This window comes from Microbulbifer sp. MLAF003 (assembly GCF_030012965.1).
In the GTDB taxonomy this organism is placed as follows: Bacteria; Pseudomonadota; Gammaproteobacteria; order Pseudomonadales; family Cellvibrionaceae; genus Microbulbifer; species Microbulbifer variabilis.
Window position 1 is genome coordinate 4,651,198 of sequence record NZ_CP120232.1, and the last position, 16,520, is coordinate 4,667,717.

At 47.6% G+C, this 16,520-nt stretch carries 19 protein-coding genes; 6 read left to right on the top strand and 13 right to left on the bottom strand.

What is annotated here, in order from left to right; genetic code table 11:
- Positions 1-288: 288 nt before the first annotated feature.
- From glnK to P3339_RS22135, 4 genes are all read right to left on the bottom strand, one after another.
- The gene (glnK, locus tag P3339_RS22120) at positions 289-627 is read right to left on the bottom strand and encodes a P-II family nitrogen regulator (protein ID WP_020413692.1); all 339 of its coding nucleotides are present in this window, start codon (positions 625-627) and stop codon (positions 289-291) included.
- 85 nt (positions 628-712) lie between these two features.
- Positions 713-1,972 carry an ammonium transporter AmtB gene (locus P3339_RS22125; protein WP_282951911.1) on the bottom strand — a complete coding sequence of 420 codons (1,260 nt, stop codon included), beginning with the start codon at positions 1,970-1,972 and terminating at the stop codon, positions 713-715.
- Positions 1,973-2,027: 55 nt separating this feature from the next.
- A complete protein-coding gene (locus P3339_RS22130) occupies positions 2,028-2,366 on the bottom strand; it encodes a P-II family nitrogen regulator (protein WP_020413694.1) in 339 nt (112 codons plus the stop codon).
- A gap of 51 nt (positions 2,367-2,417) precedes the next feature.
- Positions 2,418-3,131 (bottom strand): TorF family putative porin, encoded by a 714-nt coding sequence (locus P3339_RS22135; RefSeq protein WP_282951912.1) that lies wholly within the window; start codon positions 3,129-3,131, stop codon positions 2,418-2,420.
- A gap of 442 nt (positions 3,132-3,573) precedes the next feature.
- Between P3339_RS22135 and P3339_RS22140 the strand changes: the two genes are divergently transcribed.
- The 5 genes from P3339_RS22140 (at position 3,574) to P3339_RS23850 (ending at position 6,413) form a co-directional block, all read left to right on the top strand.
- The gene (locus P3339_RS22140; protein WP_020413697.1) at positions 3,574-3,816 is read left to right on the top strand and encodes an accessory factor UbiK family protein; all 243 of its coding nucleotides are present in this window, start codon (positions 3,574-3,576) and stop codon (positions 3,814-3,816) included.
- A 31-nt stretch (positions 3,817-3,847) separates the two neighbouring features.
- Complete coding sequence (locus P3339_RS22145; protein ID WP_282951913.1) at positions 3,848-5,344, top strand: YifB family Mg chelatase-like AAA ATPase; 1,497 nt, start codon at positions 3,848-3,850, stop codon at positions 5,342-5,344.
- A 140-nt stretch (positions 5,345-5,484) separates the two neighbouring features.
- Positions 5,485-5,772, top strand: a complete 288-nt coding sequence (locus tag P3339_RS22150; RefSeq protein WP_282951914.1) for a putative quinol monooxygenase — start codon at positions 5,485-5,487, stop codon at positions 5,770-5,772.
- Positions 5,773-5,778: 6 nt separating this feature from the next.
- Entirely contained in the window at positions 5,779-6,219 is a 441-nt protein-coding gene (locus tag P3339_RS22155) for a MarR family winged helix-turn-helix transcriptional regulator (RefSeq protein ID WP_282951915.1), read from the top strand.
- Entirely contained in the window at positions 6,219-6,413 is a 195-nt protein-coding gene (locus P3339_RS23850) for a hypothetical protein (RefSeq protein ID WP_502867311.1), read from the top strand. The genes P3339_RS22155 and P3339_RS23850 overlap by 1 nt, the downstream gene beginning before the upstream one ends.
- A gap of 118 nt (positions 6,414-6,531) precedes the next feature.
- Here P3339_RS23850 and P3339_RS22160 read toward each other — a convergent pair whose 3' ends face one another.
- The 8 genes from P3339_RS22160 to P3339_RS22195 all read right to left on the bottom strand — a co-directional run bounded on the left by P3339_RS22160 (position 6,532) and on the right by P3339_RS22195 (position 11,665).
- On the bottom strand, positions 6,532-7,680 hold the full coding sequence (locus tag P3339_RS22160) for an amidohydrolase family protein (RefSeq protein WP_282951916.1): 1,149 nt from the start codon (positions 7,678-7,680) through the stop codon (positions 6,532-6,534).
- A complete protein-coding gene (locus tag P3339_RS22165; RefSeq protein WP_282951917.1) occupies positions 7,632-7,832 on the bottom strand; it encodes a hypothetical protein in 201 nt (66 codons plus the stop codon). Before P3339_RS22165 ends, P3339_RS22160 begins: the two co-directional genes overlap by 49 nt.
- 90 nt (positions 7,833-7,922) lie before the next feature.
- The gene (gene bla, locus P3339_RS22170) at positions 7,923-8,786 is read right to left on the bottom strand and encodes a subclass B3 metallo-beta-lactamase (protein ID WP_282951918.1); all 864 of its coding nucleotides are present in this window, start codon (positions 8,784-8,786) and stop codon (positions 7,923-7,925) included.
- A 10-nt stretch (positions 8,787-8,796) separates the two neighbouring features.
- Complete coding sequence (locus P3339_RS22175; RefSeq protein WP_282951919.1) at positions 8,797-9,759, bottom strand: alpha/beta hydrolase family protein; 963 nt, start codon at positions 9,757-9,759, stop codon at positions 8,797-8,799.
- 127 nt (positions 9,760-9,886) lie between these two features.
- Positions 9,887-10,462, bottom strand: a complete 576-nt coding sequence (locus tag P3339_RS22180; RefSeq protein ID WP_282951920.1) for a GNAT family N-acetyltransferase — start codon at positions 10,460-10,462, stop codon at positions 9,887-9,889.
- A gap of 28 nt (positions 10,463-10,490) precedes the next feature.
- Positions 10,491-10,976: a GNAT family N-acetyltransferase gene (locus P3339_RS22185; protein WP_282951921.1), complete on the bottom strand. Its 486-nt coding sequence runs from the start codon at positions 10,974-10,976 to the stop codon at positions 10,491-10,493.
- A gap of 15 nt (positions 10,977-10,991) precedes the next feature.
- Positions 10,992-11,444, bottom strand: a complete 453-nt coding sequence (locus P3339_RS22190; RefSeq protein WP_282951922.1) for a YaiI/YqxD family protein — start codon at positions 11,442-11,444, stop codon at positions 10,992-10,994.
- Entirely contained in the window at positions 11,441-11,665 is a 225-nt protein-coding gene (locus P3339_RS22195) for a DUF3565 domain-containing protein (RefSeq protein ID WP_282951923.1), read from the bottom strand. The genes P3339_RS22190 and P3339_RS22195 overlap by 4 nt, the downstream gene beginning before the upstream one ends.
- A 153-nt stretch (positions 11,666-11,818) precedes the next feature.
- Between P3339_RS22195 and rep the strand changes: the two genes are divergently transcribed.
- Positions 11,819-13,852, top strand: coding sequence for a DNA helicase Rep (rep, locus tag P3339_RS22200; RefSeq protein WP_026305120.1), 2,034 nt, complete (start codon positions 11,819-11,821; stop codon positions 13,850-13,852).
- Between the two features lie 38 nt (positions 13,853-13,890).
- On the opposite strand, the gene P3339_RS22205 is transcribed toward rep, so the two are convergent.
- Positions 13,891-16,269 (bottom strand): NHL repeat-containing protein, encoded by a 2,379-nt coding sequence (locus P3339_RS22205; RefSeq protein ID WP_282951924.1) that lies wholly within the window; start codon positions 16,267-16,269, stop codon positions 13,891-13,893.
- Positions 16,270-16,520: the final 251 nt, after the last annotated feature.

A 16,520-nucleotide genomic window follows, 5' to 3' on the forward strand; every position in this document is an offset into this window, starting at 1 on the left:
GTGGCGATCCCCTACCGCATCAAAGCGGCGATTAATATATAGGCACTCTCGATCTGAGCCGCCAGCCACAAGCAGCCGGTACAGTAGAGTTTTTTGTTGGGACAAAAACCGGGGAATATTACGGTTTGCTATGGGGAATTTAGCGACAATACGGCAGCCCACCATTGCAAATAACCTAAAGGCATCTAGGAGGACTAAGGTTTTGAAACAACAAAGCCCCGGAAGGGGCTTGTATAGGCACCAGACACAGATGGCCTGAGAGAAGAGAATAACTAAGTTTGCTGCCGATTAAACAGCCTCAGATCCGGTTTCGCCGGTCCGAATACGGATCACTTCTTCCAGTGCTGTAATAAAGATTTTTCCATCACCAATCTTCCCGGTCTGTGCAGCTTTGGTAATCGCTTCAACAGCAGAGTCCACCATATCGTCGTCGACCGCTAACTCCAGCTTAACCTTGGGTAGAAAATCCACCACATACTCAGCGCCACGGTAGAGCTCCGTATGCCCTTTCTGGCGACCAAAGCCCTTTACTTCAGTTACTGTCATCCCCTGAACCCCAACCTCAGACAATGCGGTACGCACGTCATCCAATTTGAAGGGCTTTACAACGGCCGTAATCAATTTCATTTCTTGTATTTCCCCTGATTTGTCTTCTTTGCGGGAACCTCAGTCAGATAGCGCCCCTACATGGGGCAGTATCGTCGCAGGACAACTATTTGCTCATAAATTCCGGGTAAGCTTCCATACCACATTCAGCCAAGTCAACACCCTCTTGTTCTTCATCTTCGCTGACACGAATACCGGTCACCAACTTAAGCAGATACCACACGGCAAAGGAAGTGACAAAAACCCAGAAGAAAATAGTCAATGCACCAACGAACTGGCCAATAAAAGAGGCACCTTCATTGGTCACTGGAACCAATAACAGACCAAGCAAGCCGACAACACCGTGCACAGAAATAGCACCAACCGGATCATCAATTTTCAACTTGTCCAAAGTGATAATAGAGAAAACTACCAGGACTCCAGCAACCATACCGAACAGGGTCGCCTGTAACGCAGTCGGCGTAGATGGTTCTGCAGTAATAGCCACCAAGCCGGCCAAGGCTCCATTCAACAACATAGTGAGATCAGCCTTCCCAAATAGCAGGCGGGCAGTAATTAGTGCGGCTATAGCCCCACCTGCTGCAGCGGCATTGGTGTTGAGAAATACCATAGCCACAGAATGCGCGCTGGCTGCATCTCCCAGCTTCAACACGGAACCGCCATTAAAACCAAACCAGCCCATCCACAAAATAAATGTACCAAGGGTTGCCAGCGGCAAGTTTGCACCGGGAATGGCATAGACCTGCCCATTGGGACCGTACTTACCTTTTCGGGCACCCAACAGTAGAACACCTGCCAGCGCGGCAGCAGCACCAGCCATATGAACAATGCCGGAACCGGCAAAGTCAGAGAAGCCAAGATCACTCAAACTGTACAGTCCAAATACATCTTTGCCGCCCCAGGTCCAGGAACCCTCAAGCGGGTAAATAAACCCTGTGAGCACTACAGCAAATGCGAGGAAGCTCCACAGCTTCATGCGCTCTGCAACGGCACCAGATACAATGGACATTGCGGTAGCAACAAATACTACCTGGAAGAAAAAGTCGGAAGCACCGGAATATACCGAGTCCCCTTCAAAGCCATTCTTGGCAGAGTCGGCCAATACACCTTCAAGACTAAAGGCCTCTATGCCTGCAAGCATCCAGCTGCCATCATACATAATGGCGTAACCGGTCATCAGATACATAATGCATGCAATTGCAAATAGCGCGACATTTTTAGTCAGAATTTCAGTGGTGTTTTTTGAGCGCACCAGGCCTGCTTCTAACATGGCGAAGCCTGCAGCCATCCACATCACTAGTGCACCACACATTAGAAAATAAAACGTATCAATTGCATATTGCAATTGAAATACTTGATTCTCCATTTCTCTCTCCGTTTAATTCTTAGAATTTTAAAATTATTTATTGATTATTACTGACTCAAATAGCTTCACTACCGGTCTCTCCAGTACGTATGCGAACCACCTGTTCAAGATTAGCCACAAAAATTTTGCCGTCGCCGATTTTTCCGCTTTGTGCACTGGAGCCAATTACTTCCAATGCTTCATCCAGTTGCTCCTCAGTTACAGCAATTTGCAACATGGTTTTAGGCAAAAAATCCACTACATACTCTGCGCCCCGATATAATTCTGTATGGCCTTTTTGCCGGCCAAATCCTTTCACTTCACTGACTGTAACGCCTTTAACACCGGCCTCTCGCAGAGCATCCCGCACTGAATCCAATTTGAAGGGCTTGATAATTGCAGTAATCAGTTTCATGGATCTCCCCCACAAAAAAATAATGCCCGCTAACAATTGCGGGCGTTTTTATTACCAGGCGTAGGTTGCTCCAGCGAGCAAGGTGGGTTCACACCAGTCGGTATCGAAACACTCTCTGTCGCTCACATCAGTGCCAACAAAAGCAGCGCTCAGAGTAAGGCCGCCAAAATTTTTACTGAGAGTTGCGGAGTAATCGATATAAGAGTCGGATTCGTACAGAAATATTTCTTCATCAAATAGGTTTAAACCAACATGAAGGTCTAAACTAAAATCAGAAGGCAAAGAAAAGCTGTAACCTGCATATGGATAATAAAAATTGCCTGAATCGGCCCAATAATCATCTGAATATGCAAAACCTAATGTTAGATCGGAGAAGGTTAGGCTTCCATAGATCTCTTGATAATCTTCATCGCGACCACTTCCATGATAGGCGTAATAAATATATCCAATATCATAGCTTATAGATTCATTAATTTCTGTGGAGTAACCACCGTAGAAATCTTGCTCATAATCAGTTTCATCACTGCCATAATCAAAATCCACTTGGGAAGCCCAGGTACCCAAATAAAAGCCATTGCCAACATCCAGATCCATTCCAGCCTGAATTACTGGCCTTCCATCACTTTGACTAATACCTCGAAACTTGTAATCTGAAACCAATCCAGCATTAACACTGAAACTTGGATCACTTTGCTCGGCAAAAGATATATTGCTAATAGCTAGTGCTAGGGCAGCGCCAGAGAAGACAGTGGCGATTTTGTTCATTTTAGTTTTCACCTTTAATCCTCCAAGATTTATTAAGTCTGAAATTTTTTGATTCTTGAAATGGCGCCGCCTGCAACCGGTCCTTTACTGTCGGGTATGACAGAGGGTCTCTTGCGTCTTGTGAACCGCTACTTTCCCGGACTCCCAGTGATCGTAAATGGCACACCTGCCCTGACTGTTTGCAGAGTTGATGCCAAAGCCGCAGCACTCAATAAAATCAATGAGTTAGATAAGAAAATGAGAAATTGAAATAAATACGAACAGAGCGCCCGCAAACCAGTGCGCACCAAGATGGCTCCAATTGTCGGTATATGCACAGAAGTGGGGAGTTCCTGCAGGAGCAAAGTTCAGAATAGTGCACCTTTAGGCAACTGTTGCGGCAAAACTCTGTGGGTTACAATCCAGTGCCAAAAGATATGAATTACTCAGTAAGGAGTTGCCTGTGGCTGCGGATAAACTGCAACAGCTACTGAAAGAACTGCAACAACAGGGCGCAGTGGTCAGCAATGACCTACGCAACGCTTTGGAAGTGTCTCTGGATAAGCTACCGCTGGTATCCCAGCGCGAATTCGATACCCAGGTGGAAATATTGAGGCGCACCCGTGAAAAACTGGCGCGCCTGGAAGATAAAGTGGAAATGCTGGAGCAAGCTCTGGCACAAAGGGATAACCAAGCCGAAGACTGAACTCTCCGGCAACCATTTCAGGAATGAAATTGTGAGCCTCTCAGTAACCCATGCCCGAGCCCAGTTAGGGGTATCTGCCCCACTAGTTACCGTAGAGACTCACTTGGCCAATGGCCTCCCCGCATTTCATATAGTGGGCCTTCCTGAAGCGGCAGTGCGAGAGAGTCGCGATCGGGTGCGCAGCGCCCTGATCAACAGCCATTTTGAGTTCCCCCAGCGTCGTATCACAGTCAATCTCGCCCCCGCCGACCTTCCCAAGGAAGGTGGTCGCTACGATCTCGCCATTGCCATAGGCATACTCGCTGCTTCGGGGCAGGTTCCCGCTGAAGCCTTGGAAAACTACGAGTTTATCGGGGAATTAGCCCTTACCGGCGCTCTACGTGAAGTGAGCGGTAGCTTACCCGCTGCCATTGCCTGCTCGGCCGCCGGACGCAAACTGGTAGCTCCCCGGGAGTGCGGAGCTGAAGCAGCACTGGCTGAGGGTGAAACTCTAATCGCCAGCTCCCTGCTGCAGATCTGCGCGGAGTTGCATGGACGTGAAAGCCTGTCCCAAGCCGTAAAATCTCAGGAGGAGCCCACCATCCAGTGCGCAGACCTCGCAGATATTCGCGGTCAGCTTAAAGCCAGACGCGCCCTGGAAGTAGCCGCAGCCGGGGGGCACAACCTGTTGTTCTATGGCCCTCCGGGAACAGGCAAAACCATGTTAGCCAGTCGTCTGCCCGGTATATTGCCACCACTCACAACTGCCGAGTCGATTGAGGTCGCCGCTGTCTACTCCAGTGCCGGTATGCCTCACCAAAGCCAGAGACCTTTTCGGGCTCCACATCACAGCGCTTCACCAACCGCTTTGGTCGGTGGCGGCAGTACTCCAAAGCCAGGTGAAATCTCACTCGCCCATTGCGGAGTATTGTTTCTCGACGAGATGCCAGAGTTTCCCCGCCATGCCCTGGAAATCCTGCGCGAGCCCCTGGAGAACGGTGAAGTGCGCATCTCCCGGGCACGCGCCCAGGTTACTTATCCCGCGAATTTTCAACTGGTAGGCGCAATGAATCCCTGCCCATGCGGCTACTTGGGTGAGCCCCGCTGTCGCTGTACTCCGGACCAGATAGACCGATATCGCAATAAACTGTCAGGCCCCTTGCTGGATCGTATCGATATGCAGATAGAGGTTGGTGCTATGAATGCTGTGCAACTGCAGGATGCAGCTCCGGGGGAAGCATCCGAAAGTGTGCGGGTAAGGGTTTGCGCTGCACGGCAACTACAGGTTCAAAGGCAAGGAAGTACCAACAACCTTTTAAAAGGGGCAGAGCTGGAAAAACACTGTACCCTGGGGGATAAAGAGAAACATCTTCTGCGCCAATCAGTGGAAAAACTGGGCCTTTCCGCACGCAGTTACCACCGAGTGCTCAAAGTGGCTCGCACCCTGGCGGATCTCGCCAAGCAAGAAACGATAAGCTCCACGCAGATTGCCGAGGCTCTGGCTTACCGAAACCTTGATAGACGCCAGGTGGCCAGCTCTTTCAATTAGTTAATTCCTATAGACCAGAATCCTGTCATTTAATGCTGATAGGTGGCATTTCCCTAGATTGCTACATCAGCCACTAGCGGTTGACGTCTTTTGGGATATAGTTATCATGATAACTATATTGATACTTTGGAAAAGCGACTGTGAAAAGCCATCTATTTATCATTGCCAAAATCTCACCAAAGGCGGAGTTCTTCGAACAAGCCAGACGGGCAATCCTATCCATAGTTCCAAATACCTTGGAAGAGGAGGGCTGCCTGCAGTTTGCTGTACACCAGGATAAGAAAAGCTTGTTTTTATACGAAGAGTGGTGCAGCCAGGAAGACCTCGATAGGCATTACGCCATGCCCTACATCGTACCGATTTTTGAAGCTTATAAAGACTGGCTAAAAGAACCTGTAGAAATCAATAAGCTGGAAAGATTGGTGTAGCTCCCTATGTTTTTTCTTAAAGAACTACCTTCACAACAAATGGTGGAAGGCTATGCAAAGCAGTTTTCTGTAAATAACCCCAAAGCGATTCAGGATGCTCTCACCATAATGCGGGATGCGAGCCTGCTTTTGCGGGAGCTGGAGAGTTATTTTTCCGACCATGGGACATCCCAACTACGTTTTTTGATAATGATCGTTATCGACCGGGAACCGGAAAGAAATAGCTTACTGGTTTCGGAGATTGCAGAGCGTATCGATATTTCCCGGCCAGTAATGACGCGCACACTTAAAAGTATGGTGGAGGATAGACTCATCGCCATAAAAGCAGATTCCAGTGACGGCCGGGCTAAATGTGTAGCACTCACTACAGACGGAAAGTACTTTTTACAAAAAATATTGCCCGGATACTTCCGGATGATATCCAATTTTATGGAAGGCTTAAAATAATGAATAAATCTATACTACATGCCCTGTGTATATGGGCATTGGTTTATCCGATTGTCACTCTTTTACTATTGGCAATAAAAGCACTGGATCTACAAATTGCGATAGGACTGAAATCTTTGATCATGACAGGAATTCTCGTCCCCCTAATGTATTTCTATCTTGTGCCAAAAGTACATCGCTTGTTGGAAAAGTAAATATAAAAGCAGAAGACGGATGGCAAATATAAGGGCTAAACCCCAGCTTGGTCATCAAGCTGGGGATATTCAACCAAGCTTACATTGGCCAAAGAAAAAATTCTGAGTATATTTATCGCTAATTACTACTGGGGGAACTGACTAATATATGCCCCTGCTTAACACCAATATAAATCTTATCGAGAAACCCAAGATCCTCCAGAGGGTTACCCTCTAATATTAAGAAGCTGCCCTCCGCACCTTCAGAAAACGAGCCCAAGTGGCGCTCTGGGAACATCCACTTTGGAGTATCCATAGTTAGGGACTTCAGCAATACTTCTCTCGGTGCAATATCCAGAGTATCCAGGTAACGAATTTCACGAAGCACCGTACCGGAGAAGTTGTCACTCCCCATTAATAAGGGTACGCCCGCATTGCGTAAACGAGAAAGATTATCTTTTTGAACCGTCTGGATTTCCTTCAATTCATCTTCAGGATAGCTATGCTCAGAAGGCACACTGGCAGTAGCAATCAGCTTGGTACCTTGCTTAGCAGCCGCAGCAATAACAGCATCGCTTAACACATAATCCTGTCTATCAAACCCTTCATTTCTTGCGATTCGATACCCGGGCAAATGACCCAAGATATCTACACCCGCTTTTATAGCTACCATGGCATCATGAGCGGTATCCACATGAGCCACCACCGGAATCCCCAATTTATGCGCACGCTCGACAATAACCGGCACCAGCTTAGGATTGAGGCCATTAACTCCAAGGTATTTCTTATCACCATGGCGCTCCTCAAATTTTTCACTGCCAACAAGTATAATTTTAATAAAAGAGGGATGGTTAGCTTTAACTTTCTCCCATATTTGATCTAGATCCCCTTTATCCTCTGCCACCATGACCATTTCCTGGGCGCTTTTTAATTCATCATTGGTGACATTTTTTTTACCATTTAAAATCATCCTTAGGGGATGGCCATCAGAAGCCGTTATGCAGTCTGAGGCAAATAAAACATCCATGGTATCTTCACCGCTAAACTGCGTTTCCAACCCCTTACCAAAGCTGCACATCTGCACACTGTAAAAAACTCCGGACTTCACTTGCAAGGCCCCAAAATTCTTAATACCCCAAGGGTTTTGCAGATTGTGATTATGCCCCTCGGCATACGGTGGTACTACAAATTTTCCTCTGGCATCAATGATGTAATCAACTTCTTGTGGCCGAGTCTTGGTCAAGAGGCCATTCTCATCAACAAACCAGATCGCTGGCTTAAAACCCATTCCATCAAACCACTTCCCCCTTCAATGGCAAAGGTGTCAGCGTTGGCAACCTGCTGATATAGAAGCAAAGAAAAAATATAAGCCAATTTCAAAAAATAAATTTGAGATCCAGCATTCTGCTTGGGATACTTTTTGAATAATTTTGTAAACATCACATATTACCCTGCAATAACTATTACAATCTAAATCCAGTAGGGGACGTTAAAAATTTAACCATGTAATTTCATATGCCCAGAGAGATTTTATTGTGAATTACTTGCAAGTTTTTTCTCCAGATTTTTGCCAGCTTTAGCTGCATATTTCTCGCAGCTAACCGCTTTCTTCTGCTTAGCTGTATCACGAAACACCCATCCACTTGCGCCCGCATGAGGTGTGATAAGTAGGTCACAGGGTAATTTACGCACCCGTTCAAAGCTCATTCGGTAATCTTGAACAATATCGGGATAACGGAGATTATTGACCAACTGATAACCCGGAGCCGTAAGGCTATCTACATAAGCGATATCGATAACCTTACTATCAACAGTATCCTGCCAAGTCCAAGCCATACTGCCAGGAGTGTGCCCCGGAATAAAATGTACACGAAGTCGTAAGTCCCCAAGGACAACTTGCTCTCCATGATGCAGGATACGGTCCGCGTTTACTGATGGGTATAAAATTTTATCTGCAAAATGAATATCATTAGCGCCACCACGAGCCATCAATACTGCCGACTCAGCATTTGTCACTACCTGGGCGCCGGTAATACGTTTTAGCTCGGCCAGGGGACCGATATGATCTGCATGGGCATGACTGTGCAAAATTAATTTCAGGTCGGTGGGTGCAATTCCCAATCTGCGCATATTTCCCAATAAGTGCTTAGCCGTCTGCTCCATTCCTCCATCAATTAGAATCGCACCTTCTTTACCCTTTAGCAGTAAAGAAGTAATTCCCTGGGTACCTATCTGCCATGTATTATCCGCTATCTTTAGCGGCGCTACCGGCTGACGCCAGGATTCCGGCACTTTATAGGTATCCAGTTGCGGCAATACAGGGAAATTTTCTGCCATCGCAATACTGGAATAAGTTGCCATTACTATTGCGGCTAATTTGATTCTTATATTCATCTATAGGTCTCTATTTCTTTTTTCCTGCATCGGAGATACAGCCAGGAGCTCCATTAAGTACAGCGTCTTCAATCCAGCCAGTAATCCGCTCGAATACCTCACCTCGGTGATTGATCCCATCAGTATCTGTCATAAAGTGATCGTAATCAGCATACTCCCAATAAGTCAGCTCACAGCGCCCGGCGGAAACATAAGCATCTCTCGCTGCACGGCCGGAACTGACCGGAGCAGATTTATCCTCTGCGCCCTGAATCAACAAGACAGGGGCACGGCTATCCAGTAAGTCATTGACCGGTACCCGATCAGCGACATCGGCCCACCAACGCATAGAGTTTCCACCCCAGATTTCCGCGCTTTTGGGGTTGGCTCGGGCATAGGCAAGTTTGACATCCACCTCTCTAGCGACATGGGGTGGAACCAAACCCTTTAACGCCTGGGCAAACGACTCCCCCAACCCGCTTGAAAAGACCACTGCGGCATCGGGATTTAACCTGGGCGCCAATCGGGCAACAAGGTCACCGCCCTCGGAACCACCAAACAGGACCAGCTTGCCATTCCACCAATCGGCCCCGCGTAGTTCGTCAACAATTTGCTCAACATCTACCGTACGCTGCTCAACAGTATGATTGGCTATGTATTCCTGAGAACAATCTTTAAATTGTTCTTCGGGGCTGTCGGTATGGGTTACTCCATATTTCTCTACCATTAAAACGGCATAATCCACAGCCATCTCTTTGGCCTGCTGAAGAGTGGTGTTTTTAATTGCCGGTAAACAGCCTGAGCCCTGGGCCATCAGGAACAAACCAATTTTTCCTTTATTCGCTGGTTTTTCCAGAGACCAATAAAGTGATGAACCATCCGGGCGCTGACTGATTTTGAGATAAGGCTCAGCCGATGCGCTGAGATGAACAACCATTAGCAAAAGGCCAGTAGCCGTTATAAAGATCGACTTAAAAGAAAACCACCATCCCATAGCAAGAACTCCCTACCCTCACCTGACATCGGAAGTGAGAAAATATCTGACTGGTTATTATTAATAAGAGAGCGAACCTATTTTTCGCCTTCTTATCCGAACCCAGCCAAGAGCATTTGTTCCCGGGTTAGTCGAAGCCAATTACATCAAATTTTTTCCAGTCACTGGCACTTAGACGATACAGGCAGTGACGCAATAAAGGGCTTTCTCGGGAAACCTGCGGGTGCTCAAAAACGAGAGAATCCCTCTGCATACCCAAGCGTTCCATTACTTTTTGGGAACGAATATTTTGTAACGGCGTAAAAGATACCACCTCATTAAGACACAGAGTATTAAAAGCTACATGAAGAGATGCCCGTGCCGCTTCACTGGCATAACCCTTACCCCAAAAGGGGCGAGCCAGTCGCCAGCCAATCTCTACCGCCGGGGCAAAGGGCAGGTTATCGGTCACATTTTTTATACCGACAAAGCCAAGAAACTCTCCGCTCTCCCTGAGCTCCAGAGCCCAGAAGCCCCATCCATACTTTTCTATATGTGCGCTACTACGATCGACACCCGCATCACTTTCTTCCCGTGTCAGTAGCGAAGGGAAAAACTCCATCACACTGGGATCAGCGTTCATTTCGGCAAACACGGGCTTATCTTCTTCCCGCCATTGGCGTAGCTGCAGACGCTCGGTAGCTGGTTGTATTAATTCAGACATCGGATAATCACTATTCTATTATCTGTTCTCACTGAAAGCCTTCAGCCGGTGCGACCATAAAATCACACAGATCAAGCCATTCGCGTTGTTTAGGGTAGGCAACTTGTATAAAACCCAACTTATCGTAGAGTCTGCGCGCCGCCAAATTAGTACGCAATACAAACAAAGAGCACTCTGCTACACCCAGGGCTTTGATACCGGTTTGTGCAATAAGTGTTACCAGTTCTCCCCCAAGGCCGGCCCCACGGTGATTTGGGGAGACAATCAGACGGCCCAAATGGCACCGGTCCAGGTGTTGGTAATATTGACCGAAGGCGAGCATTTCTCCTTCTCGATCCAGAAGAACATAGCTTGGCAACTCCGGCCACCGGCAGTCCTCTAGAAAAGATCCTTGATCGAACGGAAATCGGAAATTGGGGCCACCCCACTGTTGGCACTGCTGTTTATCCGGCAACCAGGACATCAACGTTGGCAGTTGCCATTCCTGTAATGGCTCCAGCCTTAAACCTTCCATGGCCATCCCTCCAGCCTATTTGCGACTTTTTGCCAACCACCGATCTAACTGATCGGCAAAGGCTTTGCGGTCCGCCTGGCTAAGCGCTGGCGGTCCGCCAGTATGAACGCCGCTGGAGCGCAGGGTATCCATAAAGTCCCGCATATTGAGTCGCGCGCGGATATTGGCTTTGGTGTAACGCTCTCCACGGGGGTTTAGGGCTTCAGCACCCTTATCGATCACTTCTGCCGCCAAGGGGATATCGCTGGTAATGACCAGATCCCCAGCCTCGCAGCGCTGTACTATCTCGTTATCCGCCACATCAAAGCCGGCAGTTACCTGCACAGAGCGGATATAGCGCGACGGCGGTACCCGCACCGCCTGGTTAGCTACCAGTGTCAATTCAGTGGCAGTGCGCTCGGCGGCGCGAAACAGAATTTCCTTAATAGCTACAGGGCAGGCGTCGGCATCAACCCAGAGTTTTGTCATGGTTGTACAACCTTTTCGAGCGTATCGGGCGGTGCGCCCTCATCGCATTTCTTGCAATTGAGCTGGAAACCCAGCATGGACTCGCGCCCCTCTTCAGTGATCACCCAGGGCCGATTGGTCCAGGGGGGATTGTGGCGGACATGTTGAAAATGGCCACAGGCGAGCTCCGCCACCCAGTGATCCTCTTCATCCAGGTGGTAGCCGGCGATGGGTTGTTGCATGGGGTTACACAAGCAGGGAATAAGGCGCAGTTATAGCCAATCCCAAGTGCAAAGTACACATACGGTCGATCGTTCTCAATGGTGCTGGGAGGATTCGAACCAAGGCTGCTAGAATCCCCCGCTTTCTCGCCACGCGAAGATGCAACCCCATCTATGACTCAGCTCAATCCCCGCCAATCTGAAGCCGTGAAGTATGTCGATGGCCCCTGCCTGGTTCTGGCCGGCGCCGGCTCTGGCAAGACCAGCGTAATCACTCGCAAGATCACCTACCTGATCGAGCAGTGTGGCTATGCCGCGCGCAATATCGCCGCCCTCACCTTTACCAATAAGGCGGCGCGGGAGATGAAAGAGCGGGTGAGCAAGCTGCTGGCGGGCCCGGATGGCAAGCGCTCCAAGGCGAGTCACGGCCTCACCGTGTCCACCTTCCACAACCTGGGGCTGAATATCCTGCGCAAAGAGTACCGCGCCGCCGGCTTTAAGCCCGGCTTCTCCATCTTTGATGCCGAGGATGCCCGCGCCCTCATCAAGGAGCTGATGCTGAGAGATGGCGACCTGGATACGGATCTGCTGGATCGGGTACAAAACCAGATCTCGAACTGGAAGAACGATATGCTCACCCCGCGCCGCGCCCTGGAGCAGGCACAGAGTCCTGGTGAGCAGGCTATCGCTATTGCCTATGACCGATACTGCGAAGCCCTGAAGGCCTACAACGCAGTAGACTTCGACGACCTGATCCTGCTGCCGGTGCAGCTATTCGACAAAGACCCGGAGCTGCTGCAACGCTGGCGCAAGAAAATTCGCTATCTGCTGGTGGACGAATACCAGGACACCAACAACTCCCAGTATCTGCTGGTAAAACTGCTAGTCGGCGGACGTGGCGGCCTCACTGTAGTGGGGGATGATGACCAGTCTATCTACGCATGGCGCGGCGCACGCCCGGAAAATATGAGCGCGCTCAAGACCGACTTTCCCAACCTGCGCCTGATCAAACTGGAGCAGAACTACCGCTCCACCAGCCGCATCCTTAAAGTGGCCAACCATCTGATCGCCCACAACCCCCACGAGTTCGATAAAGCACTGTGGTCCGATCGCGGCCTGGGTGAAGAGATCCGCATACTCAAGGTGGCCAATGAAAATGAGGAGGCCGAGCGGGTTGCCAACGAGATCTTCCTGCAAAAGAGCCGCCGCGGCTGCAAGTTTATGGATTTCGCCGTGCTCTATCGCGGCAACCACCAGGCGCGCCTGATCGAAATGAAATTGCAGGAACACCAGGTCCCCTACCAGATGTCCGGCGGTACTTCCTTCTTCGCCCGCGCTGAAATCAAGGATGTGATGGCCTACCTGCGCCTGTTGGTAAATCCGGACGATGACAATGCGTTCCTGCGCATTATCAACACCCCACGCCGCCAGATAGGCACCAGCAGCCTGGAAGCCCTGGGCAACTATGCCAAGGGTCGCGAAATCTCCATGTTTAAGGCCTGCTCGGAACTGGGCTTTAAGGAGCATATCAACGAACAGGGCTACGAGCGCCTGAACCGCTTCGCCCTTTGGCTCGAAGGGGTGCAACGCAACTGTCGCGATACCTCTGCCAATGGCGCCCTGCGTGAAATGTTAGAGGATATTGACTACGCCGGCTGGCTCTCGCAAAACGCCAGCAGCGAGAAGGTGGCCGAGAAGCGCATGGAGAATGTGTACTGGCTGCTGGAAAGCCTTAACAAGATTATGGAGGGCACCGACGATGAGCTGGAGCAGGATATCCGCTTGGAACAGGCTATCTCCAAACTGATCTTGCGGGATATGCTGGAACGCCAGGAAGAAGAGGAAGCCACCGATAAGGTCAGCCTGATGACCCTGCATGCCGCCAAGGGCCTGGAATTCCCCCACGTGTTTATGATCGGTATGGAAGAGAACTTACTTCCCCACCGCAACAGTATTGAGGATGACAATATCGAAGAAGAGCGCCGCCTCACCTACGTGGGTATCACTCGCGCCCAACGTACCCTCACCATGACCCTGGCGGGCAAGCGCAAACAGTTTGGCGAAACCCAGGACACCACACCCAGCCGCTTTATCGACGAATTGCCGGAAGAAGATGTGTTGCTTGAAGGGTTTGGTAAGGCGACGCCGGAGCAGAATCAGGCAAAGGGGGAGGAAACTCTGGGGTCTTTGTTGAGTATGTTTGATTGAGGCCGCAAATGCAGCCTCAACTTCAATGACTAAAAGTACTATTGGGAAATAATCATCATGGAACCCGTTTTCTGATCAATTTCCACCACACTATTTGGAACATTCGTTATCCCAAACAATCGATCTCCATATTCAGCAAAACCTGATATCAAAATTGATACATTAGTTCCTGCATATGGCTTCTTTACTAACTGACTAGTTTTCAGGTTATATTCAAAATACCCTGTGTACCTATCTCTCGGAATAAATAACAGCCGCTCTTTATCTTCGCTGAGGAAAATATGCTGGATACCCGGAACATCTGACCACTGATCCTCACTGGCTAAAATTTTTCTATTCCCAGTATTCAAATCAATCTCATATAAAGTGGTAATTGCTCCAGTTTGATGTCCTAATGCATAAACAACCCCTGTATCAAAATTTGTTTCAATGTCACGCAGCCCATTCCAATCTGGACCAGAGCCAACGCCCAAAAGGCTACTAGATAAAATAGATTTTGCGCCCGTATTAACATCAACTTTAAGCAAATAATCCATATCATTAATAACAACAGCCGTCACGCCTGCAGGATCAACATCAATCGCATTTGATAATTCAATTACATTGCAACACCCAACCTCAGAACTAATAAAAACTTTTCTATCCCCAGTTGTAGCATCAACTTCTTTGAACGAATCATCGCCATAGTCAGCCACAAAAATTCGGCCACCATCTGTAACAGTTATATCTCTTAAATCAGAAAACTCAGGGCCAGCTCCAGTATTTGGCCCGGATAAAATTTCTCGGTCTCCACTATCAATATTAATGGATAACAATTTCCCACCAAAATCAGACCACACCGAAGAATCGTGAACAATTAGGCGATTTAGAAAAGTATCATATCTAATAGTTTTCTCAGCATTACCTGCTATCACCGGACCTTGACCACGATAGGCAGAGGATACTTGATTAAGTGATTTTTCTTTTAGATTAATTCTATATAAGTGGCCAGAGCTGTAAGATAGTATATATGCCAAATCATTTTCATGATCAATTTGCAAACCAGAAGTAAGGAAATCTGCAAAAACTTCTTCCTCTGTCATCTGGTCAAAAACTTTTTCGACCGTTTGTTTAGCCAAATCAAAACTATATAGATTTTCAGCCCCCTTAGGAGATAATTCAGACTTAGCTAATAGATATAATTTTGATTCTTTGGAATGAGAGTCAATAGATATGATCTCTGTAATCTTCTCATCAGATTCATACAAATTAGAAAGCAGTGTACGATCACCTGTATCCTTATTTACTTGAATTAGGTCAGAACCAGAAATTGCGTAAACTAACTGATCATTTACTACAACCAATGCATCAGGATTTAACTCAGGGCCAGCACCCTTATCAAAACTAGATACAGTTTCAAAAATTCCTGTGCTCGGATCAAAGGATTGGATACGACCATCTGCCCAATAAAGCTTTCCTGATATAGGGTCAATATCAAGCGCATAGGTATAGGAACTTCCTGCATCAAACTGCTGTAATACCTCTCCAGTTTGATGAGATAATTCAACTAAATTATCACCAGCCATTCCATATAATTTATTTCTCTCCGGATCAAATACCAGATGACTAACCGTCAGTTCCAAGTTAGGGTACAATTCAAACTCAAATTCAGTGCTATCTATTTTGGTAAGCTCTGGCCCTGCGAATAAATTACCGCCGTTTACATCAATAGACAATGCACGGAATGCTCGTTGAGTATTCCCTTGATGCGCATTAACAACCAGAGGATTCAACTCTGCTTCATTGCCATCAATATCAACAACTGTCACTGAAAATTCTGTATTTTTTTCTGTAACAGATACTGGTAGTTGCCAATTTTGAAAGTCATCAGAGGTTTCCGCAAGTACTCCATTTACATATACAGCCTCAACACCCCGATTATCTGTAGCAGTTCCACGAATTATTAATAATGGCTCATATACCCATGTATCTTGTAATTTTGGAAACTCAATTTCTGCATTAGGGGCAACCTCATCCGCTCGGGTAGTGACCTCGAAGCTATCGCTGATACCACCTATTGTTAGCTCTGCGGACGTCTCTGCGCTCAAATCAGGCGATGATAAAATACGAACCCGAAATTCATCTTCATTGGAGATTTTCCCTGCCGCGTCCGTAAACCCTCCATTATTAATTGAATACTCCCCGCCCTCTATTTCAATTGAAGTTTCGCTATTAATACCCTCAACAACGATCGCTTCTGAAACAACAAGCGTATTTGTTTTCGCATTAACAACATCTACAAAGGAGAATGCATCAGGTGTCGTGTCGGAGACCTCTGTCTTAGTGTCTGAGTCACCTCCTCCCCCACCCCCACCGCCTCCACAAGCGGTCAAAAAAGATGAAATAATGATAAATGAAAGAAGCTTCCCCAACTTCATGCCCAATATCCTTGTCTTGTCATATAAATCTATTTTTCGAGCAAGCGCGGATAATACAGAATTTTCAAAGTAGGAGGGATGTAATGCCTGATTACGGCTTATTACATATTTGATTAGAAAATATTCAGTAAAAATTTTACATATAGTCAGTTTAGGCAGTCATACAATTTACCCTTGCACGACACTTAATACAAAAGAAAAATTCTGGAATTAATTAAAATTCCAAACCGTAAAATCAATTGATTGAAAAT